General features: G+C 57.6%; 14 protein-coding genes. 11 read left to right on the top strand and 3 right to left on the bottom strand.

Annotated features, from left to right (window positions below; translation table 11 throughout):
- Positions 1-2: 2 nt before the first annotated feature.
- The 7 genes from C167_RS0118725 (at position 3) to C167_RS0118695 (ending at position 7626) form a co-directional block, all read left to right on the top strand.
- On the top strand, positions 3-794 hold the full coding sequence (locus C167_RS0118725) for a PRTRC system ThiF family protein (protein WP_017519827.1): 792 nt from the start codon (positions 3-5) through the stop codon (positions 792-794).
- Between the two features lie 475 nt (positions 795-1269).
- Positions 1270-2679 (top strand): hypothetical protein, encoded by a 1410-nt coding sequence (locus C167_RS0118720; RefSeq protein WP_017519826.1) that lies wholly within the window; start codon positions 1270-1272, stop codon positions 2677-2679.
- Positions 2669-3421, top strand: coding sequence for a hypothetical protein (locus C167_RS0118715; RefSeq protein WP_017519825.1), 753 nt, complete (start codon positions 2669-2671; stop codon positions 3419-3421). The genes C167_RS0118720 and C167_RS0118715 overlap by 11 nt, the downstream gene beginning before the upstream one ends.
- A complete protein-coding gene (locus C167_RS0118710) occupies positions 3418-4407 on the top strand; it encodes a hypothetical protein (RefSeq protein ID WP_017519824.1) in 990 nt (329 codons plus the stop codon). Before C167_RS0118715 ends, C167_RS0118710 begins: the two co-directional genes overlap by 4 nt.
- Before the next feature lie 172 nt (positions 4408-4579).
- Complete coding sequence (dnaN, locus tag C167_RS0118705) at positions 4580-5686, top strand: DNA polymerase III subunit beta (protein WP_017519823.1); 1107 nt, start codon at positions 4580-4582, stop codon at positions 5684-5686.
- Between the two features lie 24 nt (positions 5687-5710).
- Positions 5711-7276, top strand: a complete 1566-nt coding sequence (locus C167_RS0118700; RefSeq protein WP_017519822.1) for a sigma factor-like helix-turn-helix DNA-binding protein — start codon at positions 5711-5713, stop codon at positions 7274-7276.
- Positions 7273-7626 carry a hypothetical protein gene (locus C167_RS0118695; protein ID WP_017519821.1) on the top strand — a complete coding sequence of 118 codons (354 nt, stop codon included), beginning with the start codon at positions 7273-7275 and terminating at the stop codon, positions 7624-7626. Before C167_RS0118700 ends, C167_RS0118695 begins: the two co-directional genes overlap by 4 nt.
- Here the strand turns inward: C167_RS0118695 and C167_RS0118690 are convergent.
- Positions 7593-8066, bottom strand: a complete 474-nt coding sequence (locus C167_RS0118690) for a hypothetical protein (RefSeq protein WP_017519820.1) — start codon at positions 8064-8066, stop codon at positions 7593-7595. The two genes, C167_RS0118695 and C167_RS0118690, sit on opposite strands and share 34 nt — an antisense overlap.
- A 119-nt stretch (positions 8067-8185) precedes the next feature.
- Between C167_RS0118690 and C167_RS0118685 the strand changes: the two genes are divergently transcribed.
- The 4 genes from C167_RS0118685 (at position 8186) to recA (ending at position 11226) form a co-directional block, all read left to right on the top strand.
- Complete coding sequence (locus C167_RS0118685; protein WP_017519819.1) at positions 8186-8731, top strand: hypothetical protein; 546 nt, start codon at positions 8186-8188, stop codon at positions 8729-8731.
- 53 nt (positions 8732-8784) lie between these two features.
- Positions 8785-9780, top strand: coding sequence for a TraU family protein (locus tag C167_RS0118680; RefSeq protein WP_268744095.1), 996 nt, complete (start codon positions 8785-8787; stop codon positions 9778-9780).
- A 64-nt stretch (positions 9781-9844) separates the two neighbouring features.
- The gene (locus tag C167_RS0118675) at positions 9845-10141 is read left to right on the top strand and encodes a hypothetical protein (RefSeq protein WP_017519817.1); all 297 of its coding nucleotides are present in this window, start codon (positions 9845-9847) and stop codon (positions 10139-10141) included.
- Between the two features lie 47 nt (positions 10142-10188).
- Complete coding sequence (gene recA, locus C167_RS0118670) at positions 10189-11226, top strand: recombinase RecA (protein ID WP_017519816.1); 1038 nt, start codon at positions 10189-10191, stop codon at positions 11224-11226.
- A 35-nt stretch (positions 11227-11261) separates the two neighbouring features.
- On the opposite strand, the gene C167_RS0118665 is transcribed toward recA, so the two are convergent.
- Positions 11262-12191 (bottom strand): chemotaxis protein CheB, encoded by a 930-nt coding sequence (locus tag C167_RS0118665; protein WP_017519815.1) that lies wholly within the window; start codon positions 12189-12191, stop codon positions 11262-11264.
- On the bottom strand, positions 12188-17947 hold the full coding sequence (locus C167_RS0118660) for a response regulator (RefSeq protein WP_017519814.1): 5760 nt from the start codon (positions 17945-17947) through the stop codon (positions 12188-12190). Before C167_RS0118660 ends, C167_RS0118665 begins: the two co-directional genes overlap by 4 nt.

Raw genomic sequence — 17947 nt, 5'->3', positions numbered from 1 at the left:
TCATGGCTGCTGCTGAGAAGTTTGCTGCACAGGCGATCACCTTCAAGACCCCCGAGGCTTGGCGCAGTTCAGCGCCGCGTATCGTCGTCATCGGTGCCGGTGGCAACGGTAGTGAGGTTGTGGACTGCCTTGCGCAGTTCCATCACGCAATGGTTTCCCTTGGCCATCAGCACGGGCTGCACGTCACCATCATTGATGACTCCGTGGTGCGTGAGGCGAACCTCGTTCGCCAGCGCTTCTGGCCATGCGACCTCGACCAGTTCAAAGCTGTCTGCCTCGCCAACCGCTACAACCTGATGCTTGGGATGGGATGGGAAGGGCTTCCGTTCCGGTTCCCCTCCCCTCAGACCACTGCCGCCATTAGCAAAGCGGACCTGATCATTTCCGCAGTGGACCTGCCCTCTGCCCGCGTGGCCATTGGTGCGTGCCAGAGCGTGAAGCACAACTGCATGTGGCTTGATCTTGGTAACGCCCACCGGCATGGGCAGGTTGTCTTCGGCGGCATCAGTGCAGCAATGCGGAAAACCTACCCCAACGTACTGGACGCCTACCCGGAAATCCCCAGTCTGGAGGACGATCACACCAAGTCCTGTTCAGCAGCGGACGCTATCCGCACTCAGGACTGTCTGGTCAACCGTTCTGTTACCACGGCAGGGATGGGAATCGTGTGGGAACTGCTGCGCTATGGACAGACCGAGAAGCACTGGCTTGTCCTGAACCTCGCTTCCGGTGAGCAGATGACCTATCCGTTCCCGCAGCCGATCCCCAAACGTGGAACCCTCAAAACAGTGTGAGTTGGTTCCGAGCCACCGCGAGGCTCTCAACTGCCACCTGAGCACCAAGCTCGGGTGGCTGAGTCGGTAACGTGGAGAGAAGCCGTTCACGATACCCCGCCTTCAAGTAGGCCGACGCGCAGGCCGAGCAGATGGTGAAGGTATGGAGGTGAGGTACATCCTCCGGTGCGACTCGGGCGAAAGGAGGAAAGCCCGCCAGTTCAGTTCCGCAGATCGAGGTTGAACTGCAACATTGGCCCTCGCCACTCTGCACCTGGACGAGATGAACCCGGCCTTGCAGGCACACCAATGCAATGGAACCGGTCCCGTCCAACGGTTTTTACCTCGAAGAATACGTGTGACGAGTATATCGAGCCGTCTCCGTCGTTCCAGCCATCGGGCATCTCAGGAAACCCGAAATCCAGAAGTAAACCTCGCCACCGGTTGGAAGGGCACTTGGTCCCCACTATTGGGATGAACCAGGTGAAGAATCTTAATGCCAGCCATCCATTTCTACGACACGCTCACTGCCGGCCGCTCTCCGTCCGAAGGACAGGTCTTGCGCTTTGACTCAGCGCTCCTCCCGCTGGAGGGTGAGGCCCTCTGCTCCACCACGAATATTCGGCTGCGAGATGACCTATTTCTCGATCCAGTCTCAATGCTGGACTCCGACCTGGCGCTGTGGCCGTTTGATCAAGGCTGTAGCGAACTGGAATGGGCCAGGAGCGCCATTCAGATTTTCACCCGCCCTCACACCCTCCATGTAGGGTTTGGCTCATCCACCCGGCATGACCCTTACATCCGCTCGACTTTTTACCGGAACCTGCTCCCCCATCCGTGCTTGGCGCTGCCGGCCAACTCCCATTTCCTCGACCTGGACGTTCTGCTGCGTGCAATACAGCTGATCCGTCCAGACGAGTTGCCGTGGCCCACTGACGGCCTGAAGGAGGGCATCGATGGCTTGTACAACTTCCTGATGTGGGAAGCCGGTCTTGGGCCTGAGAACAGAGCGTTTCGGGTCAAAGAGCTGCTCGGGTCGATCCTAGAGGCCAGCCCGAAGCTCGCAAACCACGCCTTGACGGTCAGCTCACCAGCGCAGATCAAGTCAATGATGGGGATGGATGAGGGGGAGGTCTGGGACCTTAAGAGTGTGAAGCCGGTGGTTATGGTGCATCCCTCTCTACCGGATAAGCGTGGAGCAATCCTCGCTATGCCCGTGGCGGCCGATGTGAGTTACCCGGACCTGATTTGCATGGTGGACCTCGAGCGCGATCTTTCCAAGCTATGTTCGGAGTCAACGGTCAACCTGCAGAACCTGGCCAGGAACAATAAAGGGGATCGAGCGGCCCCGTTGTTTCACATCAGCCTGAATCGAATCCCATTTGTTGCGCCGATCAGCGCCATTCGACCAGTTGACGCGAAACGCCTTGGGATCGACATCTCGGTCGTGAAGCAGAACATCAAGCTGCTCTCCAACTCCAACCACCTCGTCGGAAGGTTGAGGGAGGAACCTGTCCTGCAACTCCGACCGCAACCCGTCGATGCAGACTTCCGGCTATGGGCCGGTGAGTTTCCCATTGAAGACTTGGCCCTGATGCGTCAACTCCACGCGACTGACTTCAACGCGTGGCCTTCCATGTTGATCAAGGGTACTGACCGCCGCTTGCGCGAGCTTGGCGGGAGAATGCTTGGGCGCTACCAGGTTGATGCCCTCACTGCAGGGGAGAAGGACCTCTGGCTACAACACCTGGAGCAACGGGTCTCCGGGGATTCCAGCCCCCCATTTCGGCTGGAACCTCACCTTAAACACGCGGAGGATATGGAACAGCAGTACCCGACAGCCCCTGGAATCATCGGGCTCCGGGATCGACTTCTCCGCTTGAAGGGCATGATCAATGACACCTGACACTCCACCGAGCCTCGATCCTTATGAGTTCAGGTCGTTCAAGGGATACCTGAACGAGGCCGGCGCGCAGGTAGAGACCTACCTGTCGCTGATGCACTTCATAGAGGCGGAGAAGTTCAGGGGCATTGACGAGGGTTACCGGCGCTACATCCTGAGCATTGATGACCGCGACGATTTTCTACTGGAAACGGCCGGAGTCACACAAGGTGTTCGTCGCCCGGATTGGGAGGACATCAAGGTATCGATGGTCCGAGCCGGACTATGGATGCAACTGGTCCAGAACAAGGAAGCACTGGTGCCCTTGATCCTACACCCCAGCTGCTCAAGCCCAGTTGGCCTGGTGGAAATGGCCATCAAAGACATCGCTCGACGACTTCAGTCGGAGGACCCGCTTCGGAAAGTTCTTCTGGTCGGAGCAAGCGGCGCTGAGGCGTGCAGCGCTGGTGAGTTGCGAGACGTCCTCGACCACATTTTCAACGTGAGACTGCCCGACGAGATCATCGTGTCGGCTGAGCAAGGTTTAGCCTCCCAGGCCGCAGAGTACGCAGCAAGTCGCTACATCCCGCTTCGAATCATCCCGCTTGCCTCCAACGCTGCTGACTTCGCCAAAAGTGCATGCGGCGTAGCAACACATGTCTTCTCGCTTGTAACACGGGGGAAGCCTTCAACCTTTGCCCAGGCGTCATACGATTTAGCATGCGAAACCGGACTCATTGCACATCAGGTCGAGCTGTCCGCGTGATCGGGAAGCCACTCGGCCTTGCCATCACCTTCGTGATGCTTGGTGGGTGCGCCGTTGAACAGCCGACGTGGATAACAGATAGGCCACATGCATACTGCTACCAAACAGCAGACGACGCTTGCCTCGCTGATCTCATCTCAGCCCACCTGACCAAGACTCCTGGTGGTCCAACCCGCGATGAAGCAATTTGGAAGGCCACTGCGGCAGTTCGCATAGCCGGGACAAATGAGCCGGAAGCTCTCAGAGCCCTCCAGAACGACGCTGAGCGATTCGCTTGTACAGCCCAAGGGTTTTACTGGGAACAGGCCTCAGAGGCCGTCCAAGAGGCCAAGGCGGGGCGATTTGACCAGGCCCTCACCTCAATCAGCCAAATCGAAGACCGAGATGCGCGAGATTTCTCGCTGTCCCAGCTCGTTCAAGTTTCGTCCGAGGCAAAGAACGACCGAGCGTTGGCTCAGACAATGGATGCCCTGAGCAAGGACAATGAGCGTGCTTACATGGACGCTCTGCTAATCCGACTGCAGGTGCTGCTCAACCAAGGTGACTTGGAGCGTTCGACCGCACTGCAGAATCACCTGTTGGACTATTTCGCCAAAGACCCCTCGACCGGGACTGAACCGGCCAGCGACATGGTTATCTCCTACCTTTCGAATGGGCTGAAGCTTGACGCAAGGGACTTCCTTGCCAAAGCAAGTAGCGAGATACCGGGTGTCACTTCGGCGGACAACCTGAAGCTGTTCAATCTGGTGGGCCAAGTCATCGAGGGGTACTACCCAACACCTGACGACTTCTATCAGTTCAGCACCGACAAAGCGCGGCTGAAGGCCTACCTGGTGCTCGCCAGGTATTACCGGAATATCGGCAACAAGAGCATGGTCGCGTCGATGCTCGTTGAGGCTTCGCGCTTCACTCAGAAAGCGAGCTTCAAGGGAAACAGGACCGAAGTAGCCAGCAGTTTTGCGGATTTCCTGCGATACGCGAAATGATGGTTATCAACCGAATCTGTGTGTAACTCGGAGGATAAGTTTGCCAACGCAAGGACCCAGCGCTACGCACACTAGCTGAACAAAAAGTAACCAAAGCCCAAGCTTTCCACTGGTTCTGTCACCACTCAGACGAGGCTCCAATAGAGGCATATTCACAAGCCTGGAGCCACCCATGAAGTTCACTGCCCGCGTTGAAAGTCTTGCCAACGTCCTCAAGCAGAGTGGTCGAATCGCATCTGATAAGGCCAGCGACATAGCCGGAAATCTGCTGCTCTCGGCACAGGCAGGCCAGCTCGATGTAACCGCCCATAATGGGCAACAGCACATGACTCTCCACTACCTTGAGGTCAATGTGCTCGCTGCAGGGGACATCTGTATCTCTGCCAAAAAGTTCGAGCAGATCGTCTGCTCCCTTCCTCCTGACCGGGAAGTGACCGTGACCGTAGGTGAGGACAAGGCAACAGTCACCTGCGGTCGTTCTCGTTTCAGCATCGCTACCCTCCCGGCTTCCAACTTTCCACAAGCACTCCTACCGGAGGATCAGACCCAACGGGCGCTGACCATCGACGCTCAGGCGTTACGGGACGGTATCCGGCGCATTGCCTTCTGTGTCGCCCGACGTGACGTGCGGACCTACCTCAATGGGATGTTGTTCGATGTCGGCGAAGGGAAGCTGACTCTGGTCGGGACCGATGGGCATCGGATGGGAACAGCCGAGATTAAGGTCCCTACCGAAAACACCCTCAAGTTCACACTCCCGGTTGCGTGCCTCGAAGACGTGGCCACATTCGCCTCCCAGGGGGAAATCGAGATTCAGCACTCGGGCAATCTCGTAGCTTTCATCGGGCCGCACGGAGTCCTCACATCTCGACTCATCGACGGGAAGTTCCCCAACTACGCCGACCTGATCACCCGAGCAGAGCAAGGAACGCCCATCAAAATGAGCCGGGATGCAATTACCAGCGCCGTGGCTCGCGTCAGCCTGCTTTCGGATGGGAAGTCCCAAGCCGTGAAGCTGAAATTTGGCCAGCAGTCGGTTGAGGTTCTGTCCGTCTCCAACGGTGTCTCGGAGGTCGAGGAGGCCGAGGACCTGCTCCCCTGCGACTTCTCCAGTGATCCGTTCGAGGTGGGCCTGAACAGCAAGTACGCCCAGGAGACTTTTCGGGCGGTCGAAACGAACGAACTCCAATTTTTCTATAGCGGCAATGCTTCTGGCACGCTGGTGATGGCCAAAGACTGTCCCCATCAGAAATTCATTCTCATGCCAGTCCGCCTTTGAGGCGGACTCTTGAAGGGGCCAGCCATGATGACCATCGACCGCACCGCAGCACCCGAGGACGTACCCGACACATCTCGGACCAACGACCTGCAGGAGCCCAGCAAGGGCTTCCTGCTCCCCTCCACACTACCGGCAATGCCGGTATTGGAGGGGGCCAAATCGCTCTTGTCCCTGGCCCAGGAGCAAGCCTTGGGGTATCGCATCATCCTCGGCCAATTCGGGGTCCTCAAGGCGATCTCGAATGACACCAGCATCCTGCAGGGGTTGGTCTCGGACATTTGGAACGCAATCGGTGAAAACGAGAGCGTGGACAAAGCTGCGGCGATGATCCTCCAGGACGGAGCGTGGGTCCGTGCGGGCGCTATACCTGATGCTGAGTTCGCCTCTCTGCTCCGCAAGAAACTCAACACAATCCAGACCCTGATCGCCGAACTGAAAGCGTTCGCTGAGCCAGGCCTGGAAGACAATCTGTTCGTGGCGGCCGTGCGTGCTGACCTGCAGAGGAAGGTCCTGGAAATCCTCCCATACGACCTGGTTCTCAATCGGGCGGCCTGCGAGTTCCGCGCGAAGTGCAAAGACATCTCCGGTCTGTGCAAAGACCTGGTCAAGTACATCTCCGATGAGGTGCGAATTCCGCGTCGGTCGGTGAGTCGGATCATCAACGGCAAATGGACCTCGCCAAAGCTCATGCCCTCGCTGATGCTTTCTGGTGGTTACGAGCTCCGCCTCTATCCTCAGAAAGAACTCCGGCGTCTGCGCCAGGCCATTGTCGACCAGCAGCGCCTGATCTACTCGGCGGCTTCGACAGCTGACATCCCCGCCGAAGATCTCCTGGCCGCCCTCGAAGAGTTCAACTCGGCCGAACGTGTCGTGCACGAGTCTGTTGGATTCTTCGCGAGTGCCAACATCCGCTTGGTGGATCAGGTCGTTTCCGGATATCGGTTTGCAAATGATCTGGAGCAAGTCCGCTCGGCTGCCCAACTGGGACTGGTACGGAGCATCTATCGCTATGCCCCGGAAAAGGGCTTCAAATTCTCAACCCTGGGCATGACCTGGATACGCCAAACCATCCTGCGGGACCTTACTCAGCAGGAGCTGATCCGTCTGCCTGAAGGATCGCATGGGGCGTTGAGCAAACTGAACGCGGCCCTGAAGGAGCATCCGAACGCATCGAAAGCGCGCCTCAGCAAAATGACCGGCCTGTCCCTGGACGACGTCGAGAATCTGCTGTTCTTCGTGGGCTCCGGTAAGCCGGTGTCGCTGGACTCCACCTTCCAGGAGAGCGGGAGTTCAGAAGCCGAAGGGATGCACGAGCACCTGGCCGACCAGAACAACTGCTTCGCTGACGAAGTCATTGAAGAGAACACCGCAGCCTACATGGCTGATGTCCTGGGAGATGTGCTCACTGAGCGTGAACTGCAGGTGGTTACCGCACGCTTCGGTATTGGCGGCGGGGAAGCCCAGACCCTGGCTACCCTCTCTGAAAAGATGGGCGTATCCAAGGAGCGAGTTCGTCAGATCGAAAATGAGGCGCTGAAGAAGCTGAAGGACAGCCGGTTTGCAGGCGCTCTGCTGGAGCTGCTGGCATGATCCACATGACCCTCCCGATTTACGGGGCTGAGATCGAGGCCTTCGGTGTGCTCGGCACCTTCATTGGTGCTGATGTGATGGATACAGGGGAAGTGTTCCTCACACTCAGGAGCACTAGCCAAAATGCTCGACTGATCAGGGAAAAGGCCGCCGCCGGCGGACATTCAACCCTAGAGATCACAGATCAGCTCGTGCAGGTTTCGAAACAGCACTGCCTATGGCGCAATAAGCCTGGATTCGATGTGACGGACGAACAAGGGTACGTTGTTCACCCGACGTCTCAACATGCGCGTACGGCAGCTGCTGTTCATAATTTTCAGCGGGCCATCTCTCGTCTCAACAGGCTTTGAGCACGGGCTCGTTGCCGTGCTGAAGACGTCTTCATCTCGAGAACGAGTTTGGCGTACTCCGCCACACCCTCGAAATCGCCAACAACCTTCAACTGATCAGCCAGCTGCAGGTTGAGGGCCGCATCGGCGCAATCTTCCTGAGGTAGGACTTCGGTCACCTCAAGGATCTCCGAGACCACCGGCTCTGGTACAACGGCCACCTCCTCGGTCTTTGCCGGCTGACGAGGCGTTTCGGCTGGCGATGAATGGGGGATCATCTCGATTTTCATTGTTCGGACCGGCTCCGGGTGCATCCCCTCCTCCGCTCCGGCCTGGGCACCATGCCCATCATCCAAGCCGGGTGCCTTTCCCGCGGCGCTGTTGAGCCTACCTATCCAAAGGGCTGCGATCGCACCAAGCAAAAGGACAGAGCCGATGATACTGATGATCTGGGTTTCCAAATTCTGTTCCTCGAGTTCCTTACCCAAATAGTCGCGCGGCTGTGCCCTATTTCGTGGGTGTGCTGGTGGCACCATTGCGAATGCTGACAATCGCATCATCTGACACAGGAGCTATTCCAATGCTTGACCACGATGATGCTTTCCAAACGATCGAAGTACCTGTGAACCTCAATGGGATGATGAAGGTGCGAGTCCCACGAAGCACCCACCCCGAAGACGCAGAAAAGCTGGCGATCGAGCAGTTCAAATCTCGGCTGAGCCAGACCACTCACTTCGGGGAATCCGGGTACTGCTCCTATGAGTTCACCGGTGAAGCTTGGAGTACAAAAGGCCAGGCCAGGGTCGGCGAACTCACTTTTGAAGTACGTCATGACCTGGCCCTTCAGGTTTCTGGGGCAATGGTGGCCGTAGCTCCCGCCGCCGGCCAATTTGGCGCGGATCGCCTGCGAGCCAGGCTAACAGCCTACGTATCGCGTGAGGGGGTCTACATCACTGGACGGAAGCCCGGGAACGACAGCGAGCACGTGATGGTGATGGTCAACGTCCAGGAAGGCGAAGCCACAGTAAACGTCATGTCACCATCCGGAGAGGATCAGTTCCAACCAGAGGGGCAGTTGCCGATGGTGAGCGTTGCGTTCCCCGACATGTGCTGGAGTGTCAACTGAGGGCACTCGCTCGCGACTATTAGGGCAAACCCTCACTCTTCAGGTGGATTGAATTGGAAGTCTCTCGTAGGCGTTTCGTGAAGATGTCAGCAACAGCGAGTGCTGCAGCTGCCCTGGGCTTTGGGGTGAGATCAGCCGAAGCCGCGGCCATGAGCGCCAGTATCGCTTCGCTCATCATCGTCGACCCGGTGACGCTGGAGTACAAGATCTTCGGCCCCTGCTGCCATTTCTGCCCGGACCATCTCATCGTCTCGCACTACCAACCAGTGGCTCTGGTTGAGGTCATAAAAGGCGGGGGCGATAGCGTTATTGGCCAGCCTGTCGGAGGTCCCTTCAGCGTGGGTACCGATCGAAATTCCTATACGACAATGGCCGTACGGATTTGGCAATTGCCAGACTGGGCAATCGATGTCGCGATGGGTGGGCAGTCGTGCAAGCTTTGCGGTGTGAAAGCGGCCCGAAGGCACAACATCTCGCTCTCGTCCAAATTCGACATGTGCGGTGCAGCCGCAAACCCGGTCGTGTCGAAAGCGGTCAGCGCCTTCAATGGTGCTCTCCCGAACTGTTTCCCTAAGCTGCTCTACAGCACGGAGTTTGATCCCACCTGGAACACCGGTTGTCGTGACATAGTGGCCGCGGAGGCGATCGCCGGCGTCGTCTGCAACCCTCTGACAGGGTCGTTTTCCGTACCAGGTATGGAGGTCTGCATCGGCCAGTGGGGTGGCCTCTATCCACGCCAGATGGCATCTCACAACGATAATGCCTCCATCGCTGCCGGGATTGCGGCCTATCGCGCGATCCACCTCAGCGGGTTCACGATCGGTACCTTCCCGTTCAGCGCAGCTCTGTCGGTAGGAAAGCTGCAGCAAACGAAGCCCTGGCCCACTGTCGGTTTTAAGGCTGGAAGCCAACTCCTCGATACCGCGATGCGGCTCTATCCAGTGTCCTTGGAGGAGATGTATGCATTCGTATGGTGGACACCTGTCGTCTGCTGCAAGGACTACGAGGACATCATGGGTTGGTGTACCCCAAAAATCTGCAGCGTGTAATCAGCGGGTTCTGTCACTCCTCAACTGCACATAGCTTGGCCCTGTGTTTACCGAGGGCCATTCTATGGACAGTTTCCAAATCACCACCTCTCCGCTCCTTCGGCAGTTCGCCACTCGACTCGATCCGCAAACCATCCAGGTGACCACGAAGCTCGGGGTTGCCACCATCATACGCGCCGACTTCGATCAGAGGACGTTCCCCTCGGATCAGGACCTGCAGGAAGACTTCCTGCGCGACCTCATCAGCCGAGCTAATCCTGGCGCCTCCCAACTGCTGGACCAGTCCTTCGACAAGTGCCTTGGAGACCAAGCCAAGGCCGTTCGAGAAGTGCTGGGTTCTGGCACGCACCAACTCAAGTGAAAGTGAACTCACGCACATCGCGTCTATCAACCTACGGAGTTGAAACCATGAACGACAACCGCGGAAAAGCACTTCAAGCAGCACTGAGTCAGATCGAACGTCAGTTCGGCAAAGGCGCCGTCATGCGGATGGGTGATCAGGAGCGTCAATCCATCCCGGCAATCTCTACCGGCTCTATGGGCCTGGACATTGCGCTTGGCATCGGTGGCCTGCCACGGGGGCGTATCGTCGAGATCTATGGCCCGGAGTCCTCGGGTAAGACCACCCTGACCCTGTCGGTCATCGCCCAAGCCCAGAAGGCTGGCGCAACCTGCGCATTCGTCGACGCTGAGCACGCACTGGACCCGGACTATGCCGGCAAACTCGGCGTAAAAGTTGATGACCTGCTTGTCTCGCAGCCGGATACCGGGGAGCAGGCCCTGGAAATCACCGACATGCTGGTACGCTCTAATGCCGTGGACGTCATCATCGTCGATTCCGTGGCCGCGCTGGTGCCGAAGGCCGAAATCGAAGGTGACATGGGCGACCAACACGTCGGTCTGCAGGCGCGCCTTATGAGCCAAGCTCTGCGCAAGATCACCGGCAACATCAAGAACGCCAACTGCCTGGTCATCTTCATCAACCAGATCCGCATGAAGATCGGCGTGATGTTCGGCAACCCGGAAACCACCACCGGCGGTAACGCGTTGAAGTTCTACTCCTCCGTCCGCCTGGACATCCGCCGTACCGGCGCGGTGAAGGAAGGAGACGAGGTGGTCGGCAGCGAAACCCGCGTCAAGGTCGTGAAGAACAAGGTCGCACCGCCTTTCCGTCAGGCAGAGTTCCAGATCCTCTACGGGAAGGGAATCCACAAACACGGTGAGATTGTCGACCTCGGCGTGGCCGCGGCGGTGATCGAAAAGGCCGGTGCCTGGTACAGCTACCAAGACAATAAGATCGGCCAAGGCAAAGCAAATGCCTGCCAGTACCTGGTGGACAACCCGGCGATCTGTGAAGAAATCGAAGCCAAGATCCTCGAGCAGAAGATCCAGACCGTTGTGCCACAGGGGCAAGAAGAACCTGAGAGTGACCAGGACGTCGCCTGATCCAATAGAAGGCCGCCCTCGGGCGGCCTTTCGCTTTACGCGCCGATGCCGTACATGCCGCTCATCTGCCGAGCCAGATCAGATGGTTTGCCGGAGAAGGAAACCCCTCCAGTCTCCCGGGCTGCATCGGGCATGGACCGCGCCTGGCTGGACTCAGCATCCTGCGCCATCACCACCTTGACCTTCCCTTTCAGATCTCGGATGGCCGATGCGCCGTCATCCCCCATGCCCGTGAGGATGATAACCCCCAGCTTGCCAGGGATTGAGCTGTAGACAGACCGGACGACGGAGTTGATTGAGGGACTGTAGGTATTCGGTTTCACCGGCCTCAGCTGGATCGTCCCCCCCCTGATCTCAACCGTCTGGTCACGAGGAACCACGTAGATAACTCCGGCGCACACCTTGGCACCATTCTCGGCTGGCACAACACCCCAACTCGTAGTGCATTCCCTTACACGGTGAACATAGGTGTTGAACGCGGATTCGGTCAGATGCTGAACCAGGAAGATGCTCACCGGCAAAGCCGGTAGCTCCGAGAGAAAGTCACGAATGGCCTTTGGGCCTCCCGAACTGCAACCGATCACCCACGTATCATTCGCGCTACGGGAGTCGATCTCTGCCTTGTTGGCCTCCAGACCATCTGCCAAGTCCGGGAGGCTCTTCTTCAACTCTTCCACGATCTTGTTGCACCAGGCCTGACGCTCTGGTGGGCTCATGGTGTACAGCTCACGTTCATTGAGCACGCACACTGGCTCCTCGCGACTCACCATTTCGAGCACATCCTCAGATGCAAGGATGCCGGAGTCGCTGAAATCCACGATAAGTGCATGCACAGAAGTTGCAGCCAAGTCCCCGCTCTCGGCATGGCTCAGATCGTAGACCGTGATGTCTCCGACGATGGGACCGAGCACTTCTTTGATGAGCGCTACCTGAACGTTACTCGTGCTTACCAGCCCGACCCTCATGCTGCTGCTCCTCGCTGGACGTGATCAGGGCGGACTTCATTGACGGCATCGTCCAGGGCTACGCTGTCACATGGCTTGTTTAGATACACGTTTACGCCGGCGCGCAAGGCTTCCTCCTCAAGGTTGGTGCGGGTGGTGAGCATGATGATCGGCACCTCTTTGAACTCAGCACGAGATCGAAGCGCCTTGGTGAGTTCCAGGCCGTTCATGCGAGGCATTTCCATGTCGACCATCACAATCTCAGGCAGGCGTTCCAGCGGCAGCATGTCGAGCGCATCCTGGCCATCGCGCGCGGTTACTACGGTATATCCCCGTCCCTCGAAGTGCTTGGTGAGGAGCTTGCGATAGCTCGTTGCATCGTCGACCACGAGGCAGACCGGCTTGAAGTCGCGTTTGACTGTCTTCACGCGATTCTGGCGCAGCTTGTAACCCGTATCGGTCCGTTTGAGGTTGAGTCGGACCATCTCCGCCACGTCGATGACGAACACCGGGGAGCCATCGTGCATTTCAGTCTCACCGATGATGCCTCGGACCTTGGCGAGGATGCCGTCCAATTTCCGGATGTGGATCTCGGGCATCGAGTCGGTCCCGTCAACCTCTACCGCGATACGCGTCTCCCCTTGCTGGCAAAGGATCACGAGCACGTCCTGCTCCGTTTCGTGGCTCGCACGCATCTCAGGCATTGCGAGAAGGTCTGCCAGATGCACCACCTCGAAGACCTTGCCTTCATGCTCAATCACCGCCTGGCCCTTCTGAGCGCGCTGCTGATCAAGCTCATTTCGCTTGCAGTTGATGATTTGGGACATCGAGTAACTGGGGATTGCGAACCACTGGGAACCAGTCCTGCAAAGGATTGCCCGGTTCGAGCCGATGGTGAAAGGCATCTCCAGGGTGAAAGTTGTGCCCCGCCCCAGGGTGCTTTCGATGATGAGTCGACCGCCCAAACCCTCGACAGTGGTGGCAACGATATCCATACCTACGCCGCGTCCCGACAGCTGGGAAACTTTGGTAGCTGTAGAGAATCCGTTGTGTGTGATCAGACGGAGGATGTCTGACTCGGTCAGCTTGTCGTCTTTGCTGATGATGCCCTTTTCGATTGCCTTGGCCTTGATAACCGAGGTGTCGATTCCTTTCCCGTCGTCTTTGACGTTGATGACGATGTTCTTAGCTCGGCGGAACACGTTGACTTCAAGGCGACCCTGCCCAGGCTTACCCAGGGCAACACGTTGGTCTTCAGACTCAATGCCGTGATCCAGTGCGTTGTTGAGCAGGTGGACGAGGGGATCACGGATAGCGTCGAGCATCACCTTGTCGACGATTACTTCCACACCGCTGAACTCGGTCCTTACCTTTTTCCCGAGCTTGCTCGACTCACGTTCAATGAGAGAGGTAAGTGCTGGCCGTAGGTTCTGGAACGGGACCAGGCGGCTGTCGAGAAGATCTCGCTGAAGGCCCTTAATCAGGGCCCCCTGCTGTCGATACGAGTCCTTGATCTGCTTGCCCTGGGCGAACATCTCCTCAACGTCTTGGATGGTTTGGGCGAGTTGCGCCCCCATAGTCACGTTCAACGCAGACAAGTCATTGAACCGCTCGAGGTTGAACTCCGTAGCTGTCTGATGAGCCATATCCGCCGGCACGGGTTGGTTGATATAGACCCGAAGAGCACTTGTGAATTTCGTATGGTTGAGTTGCTGGGCCTCGAGCTTCTCCCGGATGACACGGGAAAGCATCATCATGTCGGAGTGCAACGACTGTTGGCGGTAACGAGCCGCCGTCAGTTCGTTCGATTGTTCAACCGCGGTGTCCAGCAAGCGCTGGTCCACTTTGATTTTCTCCGATGCTCTATTCCGGCGTTTGTCGTCAGCTCCGTGGATCGAGTCGTAGGCCTTGAAAATGATCTCGCGGATGACGGAGCTCTTAACTGGCTTGAGCGGTTCCGACTCCATGGTGATCCCCACGACAGAATCACGCAGGCTGCTTTGCAGCGGCTCTTTCGTGACTTCGACTTGATTCTCACCCTGGTCGCAGACAACCTCGGCGGAGTCCGCCTGCACGATCACCGGCGCCTCGACTTCAATCAAGACTTCCTCGGCGATCACCTCTTCAGGGTGATCGGCCATAGGAGCGATGGTGGTTGACTCATACCGGACTTCATCACCCTCAATCTGGCCCGCACCACTGTCCACCACCTGCTGTGCCGCAATACGCGCTGCATGGCGCTTCTCGCCGCCCTTACCGCGCGACCTGCGGCGAGTCTTCTTGTGCTGGCTACTCCCCTCCCCATCGGCCTGCACTGTAGGCGACGCAGTAACCACCGACTGTTCTTCGGCCGGACTATCTGTGGGAATCTCACCAGCTGGGTGAGTCTCGAAGACAGCTTCAGGCGTGGTTTCTGCCAATACCTCAGGAATGTGCTCGACCGGACCTTCTTCTGCCTCGCCGTCCAGGCCATCCTCATTGAGCAAGGCCAGGTCGACCCGGTTCTGTTGTACTGCTGCTTCTACGCAACGAATTAGCGCGGTCGGGACCTCATATCCGACAGACCGACGCATGCTGCTCGTCATCTGTTCAAGGGCAACCAGCACGTACTCCACGAGCTTGGAGCAGTCTGCAGACGCAGGGATGATGTTGAGCGCGAGGCTTTCGAACAGGCTCTCCATGTTGTGGGTGATGGACCTGATCGAGGCTGCTTCGGCCATGCCAGCGGCGCCCTTCAGGGTGTGCATCTGCCGCTTGATGGTGGAGACCAACTCAGGGTCATCCATTCGGCCCATCCACCGTTCAACGTTCACCTGCAGCTGCGGTAGAACCTCTTCAGCCTCCTCTGTGTAGAACTCAGCCATCTCCATGCTGTATTCAATCGCGGGCAGAGTGGCGTTCAGCGCGGGAGTAATTCGTGGGGTCGACGGCTGCGAAACCGGTCCCGGTTTAGCATGCGAAACCGGCGTCGCTTCCTCGGCAGCGACAATTGGTGCTTCAGAAGGGGCACTTGCTGCTACAGATTCGTGGTCCCGCTTAGGCTCGGCCACCAGGTCAACAAACTCCGCCTCACTGGTCTCGCTGCCTAATCCGTCCACAACCGAAAGCCAGGCATGAAGCGCCGGTGTTTCAGTTTTCCAGGGGAATCCCTGCTGGAACTGGTCAACCTCAGTAAGGGTGTCGATCAGTGCAGTGACATCGCTGTCGAGTAGGTTCACCTCCTGGCTACGGAGTTGGAACAGCTTCGATTCGAGAGCGGCGAAAACACTCACTAGCGGCCGGCACTCTGCGCTTGCAGATATCCCGTTCAGTGAGTGGGCAATGCGACAGAACGCTTCGTTGATGTCCTTTCGTCCACTCTGCAGGTAACCGAGCATCGCAGACTGCTGCTCCCTGAACTCTTGCTTGAAGAGGTCAATCAGAACAGGGTCCACACCCTCGGGCATCTCACGCAGCGGGTCTTCATGGGTGAGAATCACAGCATCCGGCTCAGTTGTCATGAGGCCGGGGGCGTGCTCCGGATCAGGGACCGACTCGGGCTTGGTCTCTATCGGCGCCTCTGCAGTGGCTCCCTCACCTCCCTGCTCGTCCTGGGGACGAGTGCTCAGAGTCATTTCAGGATCACCCTTCGCCAAGAGAGCATCAGCCGTATCCTTCACAAAGAGGGATACCTTGTTCCGGAGGGAGTATTCATCCATGCAACGGATGCACATTTCGACCCCGGAGCGAAGGAGCAAATGCTCCTGGGTGTAATCGAACTCCTCCTTCATCGAGCGGTTGGTCACGTCTTTCGTATAGGCAGCAACGGCGGTTGCGATCCGTCCAAACGATTCGTGACCGTGCATACGCGCAGCCATAGCTAGGCGATCGGCAGACCTGTACAACTCGTCCATTCGTTGCCGACTGCGAAGATCAAGGCTGGTGTAGCTGTCCTCGAAGACGTTTCGCAGCTCGAACAGTTCAGTAAGGAATGGATCTTCCTCCTCGGTCTGTACACCCTGGGCCGCTTCGAACTTCAGAAGCAACTCGTTGGAGGTCACAGGAACTACCTCGGTGAAATCAATTCCCCTTTCGCGGAGTGCATCACCGGCTTTCCTCAGATAGTCGGGGTCAGGTTCCAACTTCGCATGGATGGCTTCCAGGTAGAGTTCAATCGCCACCAAGGCCTTTGCTAGCAGATCCAGTTCAGGGCTGTAGGTCAGCTCGCCATCTTCTAGCAGACCAACCAAGCCGGAGCACACTGCTGTCAGCAATCCACCGACATGTTCTGCGCCGGAGAACTTTAGAGCCGCGGCAGTATTCACCAGCGACTCCAACCCATCCTTGAGTTCATCCTGCCCCATGCCGCTTTCAACATGGAGCGACACCGAGCGTCGAGTCTTGACGACCTCGACCAAGGACTCAGCAACAAGGGTGTCCAAGACGTCTGCACTGACACCTTCGATGTTCAATGCCTTGGTGGCGTCGTTCTCGTTGATGAGGTTGATACGCTCATCCAGGAACAAAATGTAAGACTTCAGATCCTCGACCATCGCTGAGCTGATAGCAGCAACAGTCGCGGCTCCTGTAGTAACAGATACTGCCTTGTTCGCAACTCCTGCCAGCTCGTCCTCGCCAACCATGTAGAACACGTTGGCGGTAGAGCGCATGGCTCCGCTGTACGCCTCCAACTGAATCTTGAAGGCGTCATCCGACTTCGCCGAGAGAGCCCGCCCCAACGACACCATTGCGGTATCAAGCAAGGGCTTCAGCTCTGTTACCACATCGGCGATGGTCGTGGCCTCGGCGGCTTCGAGCCGATTCTGCAGCTTTGCAAGCGCCTCGGCGTCTACCGACTTTCCGATTTTGAATACGCGCATCACTGCCTCGATGCTGGGCGCAGTCTTGGTCGAGAGGCTGAGGACATAGAGAAGAGACTTGAATCGTTCAGCCCCCAGCACCTCTAAGGCGGCCTCCTCACCTCCCAGGCCAATCTTCTGGACAGCTACCGAGAGCATGCGGATTTGAGAAACCGTGTTTCCACCGCTCCGCAGACCACCAATGGAAAGCGCGTCGAGGAGGCATTCCCCAACCCACCAAAAGTCGCCTACCTCCGGCTTATGGGAGACCTCCTGCAATTCACGCAGGACCTGGCGCATGTCGGCCAGAGCACCTTTGTTCTGCGTCCCAATGTACGAACTGAACGCCGACTGGAAGCGACGGGATGAGGATGAGAAGACTTCCTGCTGCTGGTTGTCGCTTACGGTGAGACTCTTATGCGGGGGAACAACAAACTCGAAGGAGTGCATGGTCGGCGGGAGGCTATCTTCCACCAACAAGGGAACGCCACGAATCTCACGAATCTCGTTGATCTGCTTCGCCAAGATGCCTGGTGCATCAGGCGCTCCATCAATGACCATCTTGAGGTAGTTCGGCAGCATCACCATGCCGGACATCATGGCAAGGACTGCTGCAGAGGCACGCTCCTCTTGGATCAGTCCCTCTTGAATGCCGGTACAAACCACCTGTATCTCAAGCGACAAAGCAGAACCGCCAGTGCTACCACAGACCGTCAGTGCCGAATGGATGAGCCGAGCATGCTCACCGACGACCTGGAACGCCTCCTCCATCGCTTTTTTCTGATTCGCAAACCACTCAGGCTGGGCACCTGCTGGAGGGTTTTGGAGGTCGGCGTGTTTTTTGAAGTAGCTGTCGATGGACGCCTTTGCTATCTCAACGCTCCGGATGACCGGGGGCCGAATCCAAGACAGATGTGCAGCGTGAACATTCTTCGGCAT

It is taken from the genome of Pseudomonas nitroreducens TX1, from assembly GCF_000313755.1.
Classification (GTDB): Bacteria; Pseudomonadota; Gammaproteobacteria; order Pseudomonadales; family Pseudomonadaceae; genus Pseudomonas; species Pseudomonas nitroreducens_A.
Note: the sequence above shows the minus strand (reverse complement) of the source record. Positions and strands in the feature narration are given on the sequence as shown.